The sequence below is a fragment of the Neobacillus drentensis genome (assembly GCF_036962125.1).
GTDB classification, from domain to species: Bacteria; Bacillota; Bacilli; order Bacillales; family Cytobacillaceae; genus Neobacillus; species Neobacillus drentensis_B.
Map to the genome: position 1 here is coordinate 1 of NZ_JBALOA010000037.1, position 17,700 is coordinate 17,700.

General features: G+C 38.9%; 15 protein-coding genes and 1 riboswitch. Of the genes, 1 reads left to right on the top strand and 14 read right to left on the bottom strand.

Annotated features, from left to right (window positions below):
* Nucleotides 1–47: 47 nt before the first annotated feature.
* The 12 genes from V7121_RS22855 to yfkAB all read right to left on the bottom strand — a co-directional run bounded on the left by V7121_RS22855 (nucleotide 48) and on the right by yfkAB (nucleotide 13,180).
* On the bottom strand, nucleotides 48–869 hold the full coding sequence (locus tag V7121_RS22855) for a PfkB family carbohydrate kinase (RefSeq protein WP_335503273.1): 822 nt from the start codon (nucleotides 867–869) through the stop codon (nucleotides 48–50).
* A 16-nt stretch (nucleotides 870–885) separates the two neighbouring features.
* On the bottom strand, nucleotides 886–1,752 hold the full coding sequence (locus tag V7121_RS22860; protein ID WP_335503275.1) for a carbohydrate ABC transporter permease: 867 nt from the start codon (nucleotides 1,750–1,752) through the stop codon (nucleotides 886–888).
* A 19-nt stretch (nucleotides 1,753–1,771) separates the two neighbouring features.
* On the bottom strand, nucleotides 1,772–2,653 hold the full coding sequence (locus tag V7121_RS22865) for a carbohydrate ABC transporter permease (RefSeq protein ID WP_335503278.1): 882 nt from the start codon (nucleotides 2,651–2,653) through the stop codon (nucleotides 1,772–1,774).
* A gap of 72 nt (nucleotides 2,654–2,725) precedes the next feature.
* Entirely contained in the window at nucleotides 2,726–4,018 is a 1,293-nt protein-coding gene (locus tag V7121_RS22870) for an ABC transporter substrate-binding protein (protein ID WP_335548001.1), read from the bottom strand.
* A gap of 65 nt (nucleotides 4,019–4,083) precedes the next feature.
* The gene (locus tag V7121_RS22875) at nucleotides 4,084–5,073 is read right to left on the bottom strand and encodes an SIS domain-containing protein (RefSeq protein ID WP_335503284.1); all 990 of its coding nucleotides are present in this window, start codon (nucleotides 5,071–5,073) and stop codon (nucleotides 4,084–4,086) included.
* A gap of 226 nt (nucleotides 5,074–5,299) precedes the next feature.
* On the bottom strand, nucleotides 5,300–5,638 hold the full coding sequence (locus V7121_RS22880) for a YrdB family protein (RefSeq protein WP_335503286.1): 339 nt from the start codon (nucleotides 5,636–5,638) through the stop codon (nucleotides 5,300–5,302).
* A gap of 45 nt (nucleotides 5,639–5,683) precedes the next feature.
* Nucleotides 5,684–7,291 carry an MFS transporter gene (locus V7121_RS22885; RefSeq protein ID WP_335503289.1) on the bottom strand — a complete coding sequence of 536 codons (1,608 nt, stop codon included), beginning with the start codon at nucleotides 7,289–7,291 and terminating at the stop codon, nucleotides 5,684–5,686.
* A 4-nt stretch (nucleotides 7,292–7,295) separates the two neighbouring features.
* Complete coding sequence (locus V7121_RS22890) at nucleotides 7,296–7,823, bottom strand: PadR family transcriptional regulator (RefSeq protein WP_335503292.1); 528 nt, start codon at nucleotides 7,821–7,823, stop codon at nucleotides 7,296–7,298.
* 221 nt (nucleotides 7,824–8,044) lie between these two features.
* Entirely contained in the window at nucleotides 8,045–9,049 is a 1,005-nt protein-coding gene (locus tag V7121_RS22895) for an ABC transporter permease (protein ID WP_335548003.1), read from the bottom strand.
* Between the two features lie 2 nt (nucleotides 9,050–9,051).
* Nucleotides 9,052–10,554, bottom strand: coding sequence for a sugar ABC transporter ATP-binding protein (locus V7121_RS22900; RefSeq protein ID WP_335548005.1), 1,503 nt, complete (start codon nucleotides 10,552–10,554; stop codon nucleotides 9,052–9,054).
* Nucleotides 10,555–10,622: 68 nt separating this feature from the next.
* Complete coding sequence (locus V7121_RS22905; protein ID WP_335503301.1) at nucleotides 10,623–11,735, bottom strand: sugar ABC transporter substrate-binding protein; 1,113 nt, start codon at nucleotides 11,733–11,735, stop codon at nucleotides 10,623–10,625.
* A 127-nt stretch (nucleotides 11,736–11,862) separates the two neighbouring features.
* Nucleotides 11,863–11,969, bottom strand: a riboswitch (SAM riboswitch).
* 89 nt (nucleotides 11,970–12,058) lie between these two features.
* On the bottom strand, nucleotides 12,059–13,180 hold the full coding sequence (yfkAB, locus tag V7121_RS22910) for a radical SAM/CxCxxxxC motif protein YfkAB (RefSeq protein WP_335503303.1): 1,122 nt from the start codon (nucleotides 13,178–13,180) through the stop codon (nucleotides 12,059–12,061).
* Nucleotides 13,181–13,395: 215 nt separating this feature from the next.
* On the opposite strand from yfkAB, the gene V7121_RS22915 reads away from it, so the two are divergent.
* On the top strand, nucleotides 13,396–14,196 hold the full coding sequence (locus V7121_RS22915; protein ID WP_335503306.1) for a formate/nitrite transporter family protein: 801 nt from the start codon (nucleotides 13,396–13,398) through the stop codon (nucleotides 14,194–14,196).
* Between the two features lie 157 nt (nucleotides 14,197–14,353).
* Here V7121_RS22915 and recQ read toward each other — a convergent pair whose 3' ends face one another.
* Nucleotides 14,354–16,486 carry a DNA helicase RecQ gene (gene recQ / locus V7121_RS22920; protein ID WP_335503309.1) on the bottom strand — a complete coding sequence of 711 codons (2,133 nt, stop codon included), beginning with the start codon at nucleotides 16,484–16,486 and terminating at the stop codon, nucleotides 14,354–14,356.
* 119 nt (nucleotides 16,487–16,605) lie between these two features.
* Nucleotides 16,606–17,700 (bottom strand): CaiB/BaiF CoA transferase family protein, encoded by a 1,095-nt coding sequence (locus V7121_RS22925; protein ID WP_335548007.1) that lies wholly within the window; start codon nucleotides 17,698–17,700, stop codon nucleotides 16,606–16,608.

Consider the following 17,700-nt stretch of genomic DNA (forward strand, 5'->3'; position numbering starts at 1 on the left):
AAAATATAAAAGGAATGAATGGATTTCCATTTCATTCCTTTTATATTTTAGAAAGTCAATTGTTTTCCAAGTCCAAATGCACCGTTCACTTCACAGGTCCTAGCCGCAATCTTTGCTGCTGCTAGCAATGATTCCTCAATCGTAAATCCATTGAAATGGTTGGTCAAAAACCCTGCAATGAAAGAATCGCCCGCCCCAAGCGTATCAATCACATTCGCTTCTTCAATTCCTTGTTTATACCTTTTGTTATTATACGACATCACTACGCCCTTTGAACCTCTTGTGATGATGATATAAGGCGTTCCTAAATCGTGAATTTTAAGGAAAATCTCCTCTATTTCAGCTTCTGAAAGATCACTGCCAGATATAAAAGCAAACTGAATGTGCGGGCAAACCTTTTCTAATAGTTGATTGGTAAAATGGTTAGAGAAATCATATGAAACTGGAAGGAACTGTTTAAGTTGAGGCAATTCTTCATCTAAATGACTATAAATACTCGTATGTACCACATCAAACGCTTTAATGTATTCATAGTCATCCGCTGCTAGGTTGAGCTTTAGTTTCGCTTGAACACCGCCTTTATTTGATTTAATGAAGATTCGGTCTCCTTCTGCGTTAAGATCAACATAAGCCTTTCCACTTTCACCAACGGCCCTTCTAACATGACTGCAATCCACACTGATCTTATTTAATGAGTCTAAAATATGATCCCCTTCTACATCCGTGCCCACAATTCCTAGATATGCAGCTGACTCCGCTCCATTTTGTTTAGATAGAACCGCAACATTTAAAGCATTTCCGCCAGGAAACATTTCATTGCGATCCTGGTAAACGTCAACCACACTATCACCTATTCCAATAATCTTCATCTGCTCCCACTCCTCCTTAACCTTTTACACTTCCTGATGATAAGCCTCTAATAAAATACTTTTGCATGAACATAAATAAGAGAATAATTGGTAGAGCTGAAATCATTAAACCAGCCATCAGAACTCCCCAGTTGGTTTGAAGCGCATCCCTAAATTGCATCAATCCTGCAGGGATTGTTTTCAGTGCATCAGAATCCACAAAGATTAACGCAAACATAAACTCGTTCCAAGTATAGTAAGCTGTTAACACCACTGCCGTAAGAAGAATCGGCTTATTTAATGGTACAAAGATTTTTGTGAAAATGGTCCATGTATTACAGCCATCCAAAAAGGCTGATTCCTCTAATTCCTTTGGTACTTCAAGAAAAGCAGCTCTAATTAAAAGGATGGTAATTGGAATACGATAAGCCACATATGGAAAAATCATCGCAAAGTACGTATCATGAATCCCGAGTAATTGAATGAGCTTATATAATGGAACGAGACTAACTTGTGGAGAGAGCATCATTCCACCCATACAGAATACTAATAGGATATTCTTTCCTTTAAACTCAAACCTGGATAAACTATAAGCTCCTAGTGCACTTATTAATACCGTAATGAAGCAAGTAGTTGCTGTAACAATTAAGCTGTTGACAAAATACCCAGAAATCCCTGTATTCCATGCCTCCGTGTAATTGGAAAATAACCACTCCTTAGGTAATGCCCAGCTACTAGAGAAGATTTCTGGAGTGGACTTAAATGAGTTAATGACCATCCAAAAAAGTGGATACGCAATTACAACAAAATAGACGATAAGGATGGTGAAGATAGGCAGTCCCTTAACCACATTTTTTTGCTTCTTAAATTTTGATGAAATTGGGATCGAATGTTGGTAGTCCATTACTTTGCTTGTCTCCACTTTAAACATCCTTTCCTGTTTTAAATACTTTTAGCTGAACCAAGGAAACGATTAAGGTAATAAGTAAGATAACAGTTGCCACTGCTGATGCATAACCCATTTGGTCTTTACCGAAAGCTGAATGATAAAGTAAGGTTCCTAAAACTTCACTAGAATTACCTGGTCCGCCGCCTGTCAAGATATACGGTTCATTAAAAACGGTAAAAGCACCAGTTAACGTAATCAATGTGGTAACGAAGAACATCTCTTTTACTTGTGGAACGGTAATTGCAAAGAATTTTCTGATTTTACTAGCTCCATCAATATCTGCAGCCTCGTACAATTCTTGCGGGATATTTTGAATAGCAACAATGAATAACATCATAATGTAGCCGATACTTTGCCATTGGGATACAGCAATAACCGCGAAAATAGCTGTCTCGGATTCGCCCAGCCACGACCTGGTTAGATTTTCAAGACCTAGCATATTTAATAAACCATTTAAGATTCCGATATCCGGATTATAAACAAACGTAAATAGTAAAGCGATAACCGTCATTGATATGACCACTGGCAGAAAAAACACGGTACGGAACAATCCACTAACGAGCCGGACAAGTTTATCTTCAAGGATTGCAGCTAAAATAAGGCCGCCAAAGACCTGAAAAACAATCGAGATCACCGCATACCAGAGATTATTTTTTAAAGCTATATAAAAAACTTCATCTTTAAAAAGATTAAGGAAATTTTCGAAGCCAACAAAGGTTTTTTCTACGGAAAAAGCAGAGAAATCATAGAAACTATAAAAAAAGTTTTCAACAATTGGATAGTAAACAAAAAGGGCCAAAAAGACTAAGCAAGGTGCAATATATAGGTATGGTAACCACTTGTTTGTATTTTGCATAATAACTCCCCTTTTTTAAAAGGCGTATCTTTGGAAAAAAGGTGGTCAACTGGCAACCACCTTTCAGGCTTCCTATTTGTTTGCTGACGCCTTTACTTCTTTTGCTGCTGCTCTAACATCTTTCATTACTTCTTCTGGACTTTTCTTTCCGTCCAACATGAGCTGTGTGCCATTTAGATAGGCATCAACAATTTTAATATCTACGGCTGTATCAAACCACAAGTAAGTCTGCTCAGCATTTAAAATTAAATTGATGGCATCCTGTTGAAGCTTGGATGCATTCGCTTCGGTTGTTGTGCCTTTAACCGCACTGTATTCACTGACTTCTTTTAATTGCTCTATACCCTTTTCCTTTGAAGTTAAGAATTTAACAAATTCCATTGCTTCTTTTGGATGTTTTGTTTTCGAAGAAATCATAATTCCTTCTGGTGCTGCCGTAATGGAATTAGGATTTCCTTTGCCGCCTTCCACTCCAGGTACATTAAATACACCTAAGTTTTCCTTTAATGATGGTTCAATCAGCCCAATCTCTGCTAATTGGAAGAAACCAATTGCTGCTTTACCACTATTAAATAATTCACGAGAATATTCATGGTCCACAGAGTTTACTCCCTTATTAAAATAAGGCTTAAGTTCCATGAATTTCTCTAATGCTTTTACATATCCAGGATGTGAAAAATCACCTTCAGGATTTTTCGGATCATAATCTTTATCCAGGACGTCCTGCGGCACCATCAATTGATTCAATGTTCCAATATAATGAGAGATGGTCCATGGCGCTTTACTTCCAAATGTAATTGGTGTAAGTCCAGCAGCCTTTATCTTTTTAGAGACATCGATCAACTGGGACCATGTGGTTGGAACTTCAAGATTTAAATCTTTGAATATCTTTTTATTGTAGAAGAATGCCTTTCCATCGGTTGACCAAGGAATCCCATAAATTTTGCTATCAAGTGTGAACGCGTTAAATTGGGAAGCAATGATTTGGTCCGACCACGCTTTGTCTTCATTTACATAATTGGTTAAGTCTAGTGATTGTCCCTGACGTGCGAAGTTATAGGCAAATTCTCCGCTCCAAGAAAAGAATACATCTGGAGGGGTGCTTGATCCTAAAACAACACGAATCTTTTCTTTATAAGAGTCGTTTAAAACGGCCTCTGTTTTAATTTTAATATTTGGATGAGCTTTCTCAAATTCTTTTACAGCTTTTTCAAAATACTGCTTTTTAGGTTGATTCGGCCAGCGGTGGAAGAATTTAAGTTCAACAACATCTTTTCCATTCGTTGAACTTGAACTCTTTGAACAGCCCGCAAACGAGGATAGAAAAAGGATAGATATAATACTTAAAATCAATAACTTCTTCATTAAGCTTCCCCTCCAGAAAGGTATCCGTTTCTATGTTTTAGCTTCTATTGTTATTTCATCTTGGTTTAGTATTCAACTGTCCACATATATCTTCTTTTTGATAGAGGGTGATTGCGTGCTTCTGCCAACTGATCCGCATATTTTCTTAACACGTAATTTAATACTAATGGAGCGATGTATCCTTGTACTTCCTCTGCTACACCAGTGAAATCAAAGTCTTTTGCATCAAGCACAACCAATTTCTTGCCATAACGCTTAGAGAATTCTAGTGCTCTTTCTTCTAAAGGTCTAGTTTCATCTAAACCAAGCAAGATAATGAACGGTGTTTCCTCATCAATAATTTCAAATGGACCATGGAAGTATTCACCCGCATGGATAGCATGGGAATGAATCCACTGCATCTCCATAAGGATACAGATTGCATAGGAATAGGCAACTCCGTAGTTCACGCCACTCGCCATTGTATAAATAATTTTTTCATCTTTATAATCTTGTCCGAAGGCTTCGGCTTTTGGTTGGTAAAGGGCCGCTGCTTTTTCATATACATTTTGTAAATTCTCAAGACTTTCTTCTACTATACTAGCTTTTTCGTTATTTTCAACCACTTTTAGGACACCAAATACTAGTTGATATAAAACGGAATAGTTGGTTGTAAAAGCATTCGCTTCCTCACCCCATTGATACTTCAACACAACATCAGATGCTTGGGCTAATGGTGATCCTTCCACGTTAGTTAAAGAAACAGCCAAGGCGCCTTTTGATCGAGCAAATTTTGCTGCTTCAACGGTTTCAGGTGTAGTACCTGAATGTGAGCACAGGATGACCAAGGAATTACTTCCAAGTTTTGCATGATTGCGATGGATAAATTCATTTGCACTATACAGGTGGGAATCAAGAACTTTCGCTTCACGATCAATCACATATTTGCTTGGATACATGATTGCAGAAGATCCTCCACATGCTACAAAGAAAACATTGGAAATATTTCTTTTTTCTACCTCTGCTAAAGCTTGTTGAACTTGATTTTTAACGTCAACTACTAACTCAGTCGTCATTTTTTGTTGCCTCCCTGATAAAATATTTTAGTGAATGAACACCAATTAACTTTCAGATACAACATACATCTTTATATAACGTTATATGTTGTTATATATAAATTACTATACTTTCAAGTGCTAGTCAATCGAATTTTCAGAAAAATGAAACGACATTTCTCGACAAAGAAACACCTTCCGGACTGGAAGGTGTTTGATAGTGTGGATGGGTGTTATCAAGTAAACTTTATTGATTCCAAAATTTCATTAAAACAAGATTAATAACCGTGATGATCCCGTATATACTGGCCTGCATTGGTTTATCTAATATTAATAATGCAATAATAGGTAACCCGAATACGACAATTTCTAATAGAAGAAAAGGGAAGCCACTTAATAGATATGCTGCTTTGGGAGCGCCAAACATCCCCCATATAACAGCGATAAGTATTGGCAGGCCAATTCCCAATATTAGTTTTAATATAGTTCCCTCAGAAACTTTAAATCCCCAATAACATAAGATTACTAGGACCATGATTTCCAAAAGAAATCTTAATCCTAAATTGATTACTTTTAAAACCTCCATTTGATCCCCTCCTTTCACAATCCAAGGTCCTTTCCTACTAAATATTCATTCTGCTGCAGTGGTATTCACAAAAGATTTTGCCGGCTTCTTCTTTCGCACCCCAAAAATGATTCCCGTTAAACTACTAATAAGAACAAACGGAATGCTCGCTCTATACAAATCTGCAAAACTCAAGGAAATTGTTTTTAATGCATAATTCTCTACTTGATTCCGATAAATAGTAACCATGTTCCCACTTTGACCAATCTCTTGATCAACTTGCTTTTCATTGGTATGAGTAAGTTGCTGTGAATTAATTGACTTTTTCGTTTCGCTTAAAATCTGTGTTTTGACAATTTCTGGAATATCGAGTTTTTCAAGCTTTTTAGTTGCGTAATGGACAACTTCTTGTTTTTTAGCCTGTATGTTATTGGTTAGCCCTGCAACAAAAATAGCCACCGCTAAAACTACACCTACTTGTCTTAACATGGAAAATACACTTTGGGAAGCTGTTAACATCTCCCCTTCGAAAGAGGAGGTGCTAGCAATCGTTGCCGATGATATAACAAAACTGAATCCCAATCCTAGAAGACTACAGAGTAAAATAATTTCTTTTGATGAACTATATAGATTTAAATTGTGTAATAGATAATAGGCTCCGCCCATAACTCCAAATCCAAATATGACTGGCCAGGTATAACCAATTTTTTTTGTTAGTAAACCGGCGATCTGGGAAAATACAAAGATGGCTGCTGATACGGGAGTGACGAGTAATGCGGCTTGGAGCTCTGTCTTGTGCTGGAAGTTTGTTAGAAACTGAGGTAGTAGGACCATTACACCGATGAGGAAGATAAAGCCAGTTGTCACTGTGATGACTGAGCCTGTAAACAAGCGGTCTTTAAAGAGATTTAAATTAACCATCGGGTCTTTGGACTTTTTCTCAACTAATATAAAAAGGCCAAAAGAAACAATGGTGATAAAATAACAGATGATTGCTTGCATGCTTTCCCAGCCCCACGAATTTCCTTTGATTAAAACGAGATTCAAGGGGAAAAGAGATGCGATAGAAAAGAGCAAACCCAACCAGTCTATCTTAGATGTTACACGACTTTCTCTCTTAATAGTTAGGATAAGAAAAGCTCCGACAATAGCAAGTAAGCAAATTGGAACATTGACATAAAAAACCCAATGCCAGCTTAGCTTTTCGGTAATGAGACCACCAACTGTCGGCCCAAGAGCTGTAGCTAATCCCTGGGTTGCACCAAGTAAAGTTAGTGGAAGTGTCCGTTTTTCAAGCGGCATGGCGGCAATCCCAATAACCATGCTGCATGGGATTAAAATCGCTGCCCCAATGCTTTGAATGAAACGCGCTGCAATTAAGAAATCACCATTGCCTGCTAATCCGCACAAGGCTGACCCAAAACCGAAAACAAACAGCCCGAAAATATAAAATTTATTTCTCCCAAACATTTCGGCAAACCTCGCCAATGGGATGGCTAAAACGGCTATCGTCATCGTATATACATTTAGCATCCACGAACTCGTTTCCAATGAAGTATTTAAATTTTTCTGAATCGCCGGCAGGGTAATATTCATAATCGTTGAATCCAGCATACATACAAATAACCCTATACACATGAGCAAAACGATTTTCATTCCACCTGTTCTTTTCATTCCGTCAATCCCCTTTTTGTTCAGATAATTTTTTTAATTCTTCATCCACCATTCCCATAATCATTTCTGCTTGACGGATTCCAAACTCTAAAGTAAACCGTTTATGATGTTCCATTTCTGAACCCCATTGATCTGCAATTCCTTTTAAATTGTTGTACATTGCCTGACTCTTTTCACGTTCTCCCACTAACCACTCAATGAGTTTCTCTTTGGTCGTAAATCGGCCAAAGAAAATCCGGATAAGAACATCTGACCTTGTGATTGTTGGATTGATGGGGCTGTTTAAGTAATGTTGAAATTGTTCTTTTCCGCTTTCGGTAATGACGAATAAATTCTTGTTCGGCTTTCCGTCTTGCTGGATAATTTGTTTTTCAACGAGTCCTTCCTTTTCCATCTTTCTTAGGGCGGGATATATCGCACCAAAGGAAGCATCGAAGAAGTAGGAGACTGAGTTTTCCATCATTTGTTTAATATCATAACCGCTCATTGGTTCTTCGTATAAAAAGCCTAAGATTACATCTTGTATATTCATTTCAGTTTCACCTCATATTATTTATGTTTATATTATCATTGTTAATATAATTATTGTCAATATATAATTTGGATAATTTTACATATTTTAAAACGCCGCTGAGATTTATCTGCCGCTTTTGATGGTTTATCCGCCACTTTTGGATTTTATCTGCCTCTTTCCATTTTTACATAAAAAAATAACCTATCCACAATGTGAATAGGTCTCAAACTTGCCCTCAACTACTTTTGTTTATAATACGTAATCGCTAATGCAAAGGCCAAGACGGTGCCTTTGACAATGTCCATCGCATAATATGGAACCGACATCATCACGAGTCCGTTTTGGAGAATCCCAATTAAGACGGCACCAATAAATGTTCCAAACGCATTGGCCTTTCCTGCCCCGAGCACCGAAAAGCCAATAAACGCAGCTGCAACTGAATCCATTAGGTACGGTGCGCCAGAATTAATTTCTGATGTTAACACCCTCGAAGCCAGCACAATCCCGCCAACGGAAGCAAACAATGCCGAAAGCAGGTACGCAGCCACTTTGTATTTATTGACTGGGATCCCTGAAAGTCTTGCTGCCTCTTTGTTTCCACCGATTACGTACATATAGCGGCCATGCTTTGTATAATTCAAAAAGATATGCACAAGAATCACCGCAACTGCCATAATTATGATAATCCATGGCACTTCGCCAATTTTTGTGAAAAAGGGACTAATCAGACCACTTGCCATTGAGCCATCAGGCATCACCATATTCTGCGACACGGTTGCTCCTTTGGTATACGTCAGTGCCGTACCTTGGATAATAAACATGGTTGCTAGTGTCATCAGCATATCTGGAATTCTTAGTTTTACAATCATAAACGAGTTTACCGCACCTACAACTAATGATGCGGCAATGGCAGAAATAATCGCTACCAGTGTGTTTTGTGAAAACCATACAAACATCGAAATGACAATCGCGTTTGATAAGGATGCAACCGACCCTACCGATAAATCAAATCCATCCACTGACAAAGAAATCGTAATTCCAATGGCGATGATTGTTACAATCGAGATAGAACGTAAGATATTGATGATATTACTTCCTTGAATGAAAGTTGGATTGGCAACCGAAAAAATAATGATAAGTGCAAGAATCGTTATAATTGTCCCGTATTTATATAAGAAGTGGAATAACTCAAATACTTTTTTGGCTGGGGCCTCATGATTCTTTGCTGCGATATTTGCCTCCATTTTTACCTGCCCCCTGTTGAATAAAATAAAAGTTCTTCTTCGTTTGTAAGATTTGTTTCAACCTCTTTTACTGACTCACCATCATATAAAACATAAACCCGATCAGTAATCCCTACTATTTCAGATAGCTCGGAAGATGCATAAATAATCGCTTTTCCCCTGCTTGCCAGTTCAGCGATTAACTCGAAGATATCCTTCTTTGCTCCGACATCGACACCCTTGGTTGGTTCATCAAAAATATACACATCCGCTTCAGCTACAAGCCACTTTCCAATCGCCACCTTTTGCTGATTTCCACCAGAAAGATTTTGGACTTTTGTTTCTTCTGACGGAGTTTTAATGCCGAGGCGACGGATCAGCTGTCTGGCGGTTGCTGTTTCTTTTTTTCGATCTAATAAGCTAAACACACGTGCAAAGTATCCTAAATTTGCCGCTGTTAAATTCGTTTCAACGGATTCAAGTACGAGTATTCCTTCTTTTCTCCGCTCTTCTGGAACTAAAGCAATTCCCTTCTTGACCGCATCATAGGGGTTTTTAAATCTTATTGTCTTCCCATTCAGAATAACTTCCCCCGCCGATAATTTCTCAGCGCCGAATAATGCTTTACACAATTCCGTTTTTCCAGCCCCGACGAGGCCAGCAATTCCAATAATCTCCCCTGAGTTAACATGAATATCTAAATCTCTTATCTTGCCTTTATCCGAAAGACCCTTCACTTCAAGGACCGTGTTTCCAATCTTTGTAGACCTTTTTGGAAACTGCTCCTCCAATTTTTGACCAAGCATTTGCTCAACCACTTTATTGGTATTTGTTTTTGCCACCTTCTCTTTCGCAACAAATTCCCCATTCCTCATAACAGTAACGTCATCACAGACTTCGAAAATTTCTGGTAAGCGGTGGGAAATAAAGATAACTCCTACATCTTGTTTTTTTAAATCACGGACAATCCGGAACAATTCCGTCGTTTCGTTATGACTTAATGGTGCTGTCGGTTCATCCAAAATAAGAAACCTACACTGATTTGAAACAGCCCTAGCAATTAGAATCATCTGCTTTTCGGCTAATGTTAATTCACTAACTAGCTTCTTTGTTGAAAGTGTAATGTTCATTCTCGCTAATATATCTGCTGCTCTTTGATGAAGGTCCTTCCATTTCATCCACTGTTTATTCCCCATGTTGTGGACTGTATCGAGCAACATAATATTTTCAGCAACTGTTAAATATGATATGAGAGCTGTATCTACTTCTTGGTAAACGATTTGAATTCCAACGTCCTGTGCATTTTTCGGGGAACGGATTTTAAGTCTCTTTCCATCTAAGAGGATTTCTCCAGTATAGTGGTCATAAGCACCGGCGAGAACATTCATTAAGGTTGATTTCCCAGCGCCATTTGCGCCTATCAAAGCCTGAACATCTCCTGTCTTCATTGAAAAGTCAACTTGTTTCAGTGCCTTAACGCCTGGAAATTCAATCGAAATGTTTTTCATCTCTAATGTTGAACTCATTAAAGTCTACCTCCTTAAGCAAACACTCTCTTAATCAGTGAAAAAGAGAGTGTCTTGTTATTAACTGACTATTTTTTATAATGGTTTTTTAACGTCTTAATCCAATCTTCCTCAAATGCAGTCGATTTCCCCCATCCTGGGATACTTTTCGCAAGACTAATCATATTTACAGGATCCTTTGATTGTTGTAGATTTTCTTGGGAAACTAGTGAAGCTTCTAAATCAAATGTCTGTGGAGTTTCTTCTCCTGCAAGCTTTTTAGCAAGGATTCTCATGTCAACAGCACCGATTAGTTTAGGATCGACAGCTGCTGTATATTTCCAAGCACTGTCTTTTCTTTGAATTTCTTGTAAATCTGCGTTAGAAACATCAATACCATAAATCTTCACTTCTTCACGGCCAGCTTCTTTCAATGCACGCGCTGCACCAATTGCAAAGGCATCCCAAGTAGCGAAAATGGCATCTAATTTGCCTTTTGGATATTTATTTAACATCGCTGCAACAGCATTTTGAGTTTGCACACTTGTATCAGCAGATGCGACGCCAAAGCGTTCTACTTCTTTTAATCCCGGATTTTTTGCTAAAACATCCTGATAAACTTTATTACGTCTCACCATTGGTGGAAAACCATCTACCCAAAGGTAAGCAATATTTGCTTTGCCGTTCGTTTCTTTGACGAGTTGATCAAGAGCTAATGTTGCTAATGCTTCATCATCTTGAGAGGTAAGAGTGACACCTTTCACCGTTGCTAGATTTGCATTCGAGTCAAATGTAACCACACTTTTACCTTTTTCAGTAATCTTCTTTACATCATTAACTGTTGCATCATCGTCACCATGCGAGATGATAAATCCATCATAATCTTGATCTATGGCCTGATTAATCGCATCATGGAATTTTGCGGTGTCTCCATTTGCTGTAAACACATCGACTTGAAAACCAAGAGCTTCCCCTTCTTCTTTTGCACCCGCTAGAAATTGAGCCGTGTGATCGTCGCCGCCAATTTTACGAATGACCTTAATTTTCAATGGATCTCCACTTGTAAATTTCTCTGGTACACCTTCAAGTGAAAACTTTTTACCACTAGCTTGTTTGGTTTCTTCCCCTGAAGCACAGCCAGTGAGTAATAGTGTGGCGGCTAATGCTGATACGAGCGTACTTTTAAAAATATTTCTTTTCATTTTTACAGCTCCCCCTTGTTTATCCTTATCAATACTTCACTGTTCCTATTGGAGAAGTTGGTTTTTAATAAATAAAAAAACCTCTCCAGAAAAGAGAGGTTTCATCACAAATTAAGGGACTACTCCTCTCTTATCTTTCAAAACAAAAATTGTTTTGCAGGATTTAGCACCAATTCCAATCGGAACGGTTGCTGGGCGTCATCGGGCCAGTCCCTCTGCCACTCTTGATAAGAGAACAAATTATTCTGTTAAGTTAATAAATTTGATTTTAGTCTCCTATTCACAAGTTGTCAATAGTGTTTTGAATATTTTTAATTAAGTTATTATTTCCTTATGATTTTATTTTCTAGGTTGGTGAAATCAACGTCTTGATAATAACTATTCTTAACAAGAATGTTCGGACCAAGGCATTTAACCGCCGGGCAATGACAGCTTAGTTCCTGTGCAATGGATGACGACTGCCAGGTGTTATATGCATCTAATAGATTCGTTGTTTGAATATTTCCTAGTGGTGGTGTATCTCCAAAATCAGTCACAATAATATCTCCGTTAAAGATATTCACATTCAACCGTGAACGACCATCAGGATCATTTCTGACTGTGACGTTTTTACTCTGATACAAACGTTGTAATAGAGCTAAATCCTCTTGTTCACTGCTGCAGGCGTAAAATGGCAGCGTGCCAAAAAGCATCCAAACGTTTTCGTCTCTTATATCCAGTAAATCATAGATTGCCTCCCTAATTTCCTTTAGTGATAAGGTTTCAAGATTGCTTGCAAAGTCACTTGGGTACATAGGGTGAATTTCATGACGCTGACAAAGCATTTCATCGACAATCTGACGATGGATTTTTTCTAAATGCGGAAGGGTTCGCTTGTTCAACATCGTTTCTGCAGATACCATCACCCCTGCTTTTACCAGTTCACGGCTATTTTCTATCATTCTTTTAAAATATTTTTCTCGTTGTTCATATTCTGGTTTCCGCTCCATTCTGGCGAAACCGCCCTCGATAAAATCGTCGACAGTCCCCCAGTTATGCGAAATATGTAAGACGTCTAAATAAGGCACGATTAATTCATATCGATCCAGTTCTAGGGTCAAATTAGAATTAATCTGTGTTCGAACACCACGCTCATGGGCATATTTTAAAATCGGTACTACATAATTTTTTACCGAGGAAAGTGATAGCATTGGTTCGCCCCCAGTAATACTTAGCGAACGAAGGGTTGGGATTTCTTCCAGCCTTTGAATGAGAAGTTCAAGTGGCAGAGACTGCGGATCCTTTGTTTGCAGTGTATAGCCTACAGCACAATGTTCACAGCGCATATTACAAAGGGTTGTAGTGGTAAATTCGATATTGGTGAGCTGAGGCTTACCGTATTGCTCAATATCTAAATAGGCTTCCCATGGATCATATAAAGGGGTAAATTTTTTCAATGTCGACATAATATCTCCTTAAAATCAGTCTTCAAAAAACCTCTCTATTATAGCTGATTTCCGGATGTTTTTGCTATTTTCAACCATTACAAATGTTTATGTGTGAAAAAAAATAAATATTCTATGCTAGTTTGAAGAAAATCTTACCTCTCCATACATAACCACGCGCTTTTGGATAAAAGATAAATGGATAATACTTAATCGTGAATGGTGGGAAAGTCAAAATGGAAATGCAGCCTTTAGGAGAAGCAGAAAAACTCGCCCTGAAAAAGATGAAAATCTTTCGTCAAAGTGTTCTTCGTTATATTTTACGTGCAACATTGGCTAGTATGTTTATTGGTTTTGGTGTTATCGTGGCCTTTAAAACAGGGAACTTCTTTTATATTAAGGATAACCCATTGGCCTATCCGATGGCGGCACTTACTTTCGGTGCAGCGATCATTTTAATTGCCTATGGCGGCGGGGATTTGTTTACCGGAAATACTTTTTATTACACCTATGCAGCGCTTCGAAAGAAGATGGCTTGGATTGATGTCCTCAAACTATGGGTTTGTAGTTATGCAGGAAATATTCTCGGTGCAGCAGTCTTCGCCTTTATCATCTTTACAACAGGACTTTATGAAAGTTCAGAGGTTAACGGTTTTTTACTCCATGTTGTTGAAATTAAAATGCAGGTCCCTACAACCCAATTATTTTTCCGAGCGATTCTTTGTAATTGGCTTGTGTGTATGGCCTTTTTTCTCCCAATGGGGTTAAAAGGAGATGGGCCGAAGATGTTTGCAATGATGCTGTTTGTCTTTTGTTTCTTTATTTCCGGCTATGAGCATAGTATCGCTAACATGTGTACGTTTGCGATTGCCTTAGTTTTAAATCATCCCGGGACGATATCATGGGGTGGAGTCATTCACAATCTCGTGCCCGTGACCATTGGCAACCTAATTGGTGGAGCTGTTTTCATGGCCATGATGTACTATTATGCGAATAAGCCATTTTTAGATGAATATGAAAAAGAACAGGGCAGCTAAGTCTTATGGCTGCCCTGTTCTTTTTATTAAGTGGGATATCGACAAATTACCGGGGAAATATCAACAATATCAGAGGGTAATCGACAACAATTAAGAATATTCTAAAAATACAAATAAATGTAATATTTCTCGGATGGATGGCATCCTTTTGCAAAACCTATTTCTTTTTGCTAATAAAATAAACATATGCTTTGATCATAAAATAGCTTACTTCATCTGGAAGTAGCTCCTTGATTGGTTTTAAACGATCCCGTCCAGCTTCTGCCAAGGCATTTTCTAATAGCGGCAAGTAATCAGCAGGTATATGTTTTGAAAAATCAACATCCAAACCTTGTTGCGCACATTGAAGCAAATGACCTTCAACCGTGCTGACTGCCAAATCCCTCTGTTCAGCAATTTCATCTATTGAAAGATTACTTTGGTGTAATTTGAGCGTCTCCATATGAGAATCAGTTACCCCAGCTTTCTTGGCTGGCTTCTTAGTAGCTTTCTCCACTGGTTCCATCTCACTTTGATAGTCTGCATGCGTTTCACAGAAAGTACGGATCGCTTGGATAAATTCAAGACCATACTTTTTAAGCTTCAATTCTCCCACACCACTCACTTGTAAAAATTCTTCCGTTGTCTTCGGGAGTTTTGCACACATATCCTTTAGGGAAGCATCGGAAAAAATCACAAACGGCGGAACTTTCTCTAATTCGGCAATCTGCTTCCGTACCTCTCTAAGCACTTCAAATAATGGATCGTCCTTGGCTACCTGTTTGACTAGTACCGTTTCACGGCGATGGACCAGCTGTTTACCTAAAAGAATATCTTTTCCTTTTGGTGAAACGAACAGGGTGGGAAATTGCCCTTGCTCAATTGCAATTAATTCCTGCGAGATCAAAAATTCGATAAAGTCACTGACATCCTTTGAACTCCTGTCCTTCATGATTCCATAGGTTGGCAGTCTGTCAAAACCCATCTCAGTTACTTTTTTATTTTTCGAGCCAGTTAACACTTGGGCCGTAATCGTTTTACCGAAGCGCTGTCCCATCCGAATCACGCAAGACATCACCATTTGCGCTTCCTTTGTTACATCGATGCTTGTCCTCGTATCCAAGCAATTCCCGCACCGTCCGCAGGGTTCGGTCTCCGTTTCACCAAAATACCTTAAAATAAATTCCTGCAAACAGTTTTCAGTATGACAGTAATCGACCATTTGTTGGAGCTTTTCTAATTCTTGGGTCATTCTACTTCGGTCACTGGATTGATCAATTAAAAAACGTTGAATTTGCACATCCTGTGAGGAATGGAGCAGAATGCATTCACTTTTGAGGCCATCCCTGCCGGCACGGCCTGCCTCTTGATAATAGCTTTCCATATTTTTAGGCTGTTGATAATGGATCACATATCGGATATTGGATTTGTCGATCCCCATTCCGAAGGCAGAGGTTGCCACCATGACAGTTGCGTCATCTGCTAAGAATCGCTCCTGCTCACGGTTTCGTTCTACATCACCCATTCCCGCATGATAGCGGGCTGCCTTAATACCGGCTTTAAGCAGCTTCTCATAAACTTGGTCAACATTCTTCCTTGTTGCCGCATAAATTATACCTGCCTCTTTATCGTTTTGTTTTAGATAGTCTCTAATATATTTGTCCCGATCCTGCCCCTTGATCACTGTAAACGACAGATTTTCCCGCTCGAATCCCGTTATTATCGTATTCTCTTCATCAATGCCTAATAAGCTGCATATATCTTCACGGACCTTTGGTGTTGCTGTAGCAGTAAGGGCCAATACAATCGGCATTTGAGGAAGGCTATGAATTAATTGTTGGATATGGCGATAGCTTGGCCGAAAATCATGTCCCCATTGTGAAATACAGTGTGCCTCATCCACTGCAACTAACGGAATGTCCATGCTGTATAGTTCTTCAAGGAAATCTCGTGATTCTAATCGTTCAGGTGCTAGATATAAAAGCTTGTATTTCCCTTGACTGACTTCTTGCATCCGCCTATTTGCTTCTCCATAACTTAACGAACTATTAATAAATGTAGCGGGAATACCGACTTGATTGAGGGCATCTACTTGATCCTTCATTAAAGAAATTAGTGGGGAAATAACAATCGTGGTACCGGGCAGGACAAGTGCAGGAATTTGATAACAAATCGATTTCCCTCCACCCGTTGGCATAACTGTAATTGTGTTTTCGCCGGATAAAACGGAACGGATTGCCTGTTCTTGGCCTGTCCTAAAGGAGCTATAACCGAAGTGTGACTCTAGTAATGGCAGTGCTTTTTCAAACAACTTTTTTCCTCCTTTCAATTTTTCATCTTACTCTATTATACTGCTAGTTTTTCGATTTTTAAAAAGCATTTATTAAAAAATAGACTGCCAATTAATTCTCGGCAGTCTATTTTCTCCATTTAAATTAAAATATTATTCAGTATTTCATCTTTATGCTCATTTTTCCGGGGCGGCGGTGCAATGGATTCCTGCTCTAGATCACTATGCATTTTTACTTGATAGTCTCCCCAGGATGAAGCAAAGATGAGTTTCTTCTCTTGAAAGTATGGATTGGTGTGTAGTTCCCCAATCTCTAATACAGGGGCCATGCAGCAATCCACCTTTTGGGCGAATTCGATCCACTCATAGAAGTTTTTACTTTTAAAAAGAGCAGTGATTTCCTGAAATACAGGGTTTGAATCATCTGTTGAGGAATAGTGGGCTTGGATCCATTCCTTCCGATCATTAGCTTGGCAAAAAGTAACCCAAAACTTAGGCTCGAGCGCACCAAGGCTCACAAAGCGACCATCCTTCGTTTCATATAATGCATAGGAAACTATGCTTCCATTCAGTACATTAATGCCATTTCCTGCCTTCGTTTCTTTTTCCACCATGACATGATTCCCCAATAAAGAGACTAGTTGATCCGTAATCGATATAGAATGATAGCTTCCTTTTCCTGTTAACGATCTCGAAACAAGTCCGGTCAGAATTCGTTCGTTGGCTGCATAACCGCCTATATAATCAGCAACAGTAATCGATGGATGGACAGGTTTGCCCGCTTTATCCTTTAACTGGGCTAAAACCCCGCTTAAAGCCATATAATTGAGGTCATGGTTTCCTAACCCGCTTAACCTTCCCTTTTGTCCATAGCCTGAGATCGAGCAATAAACGATATCTGGCTTTACCTTTTGCACCGCCTCATATCCTAGACCGAGCTTCCCCATCACACCAGGTCTAAAGCTTTCGAGTACGACATCAGCCTGAGTAATTAATTTTAAAGCAGTGTCGAGCCCTGCTTGCTCTTTTAAGTTAAGGGTGATACTTTTTTTCTGACGGTTGTTCGCAAGGAAAACTAGGCCGTCCCCCTGTTTGGAAAGCCCTGTATGCCGGGCAGGATCGCCTTCCGGAGACTCAACTTTAATAATCTCGGCACCAAGTTCCGCTAGACGTAAAGTGGCGAAGGGGCCTGGCAAGTAGTTCGTAAAATCAATAACTTTAATACCTTTTAACAT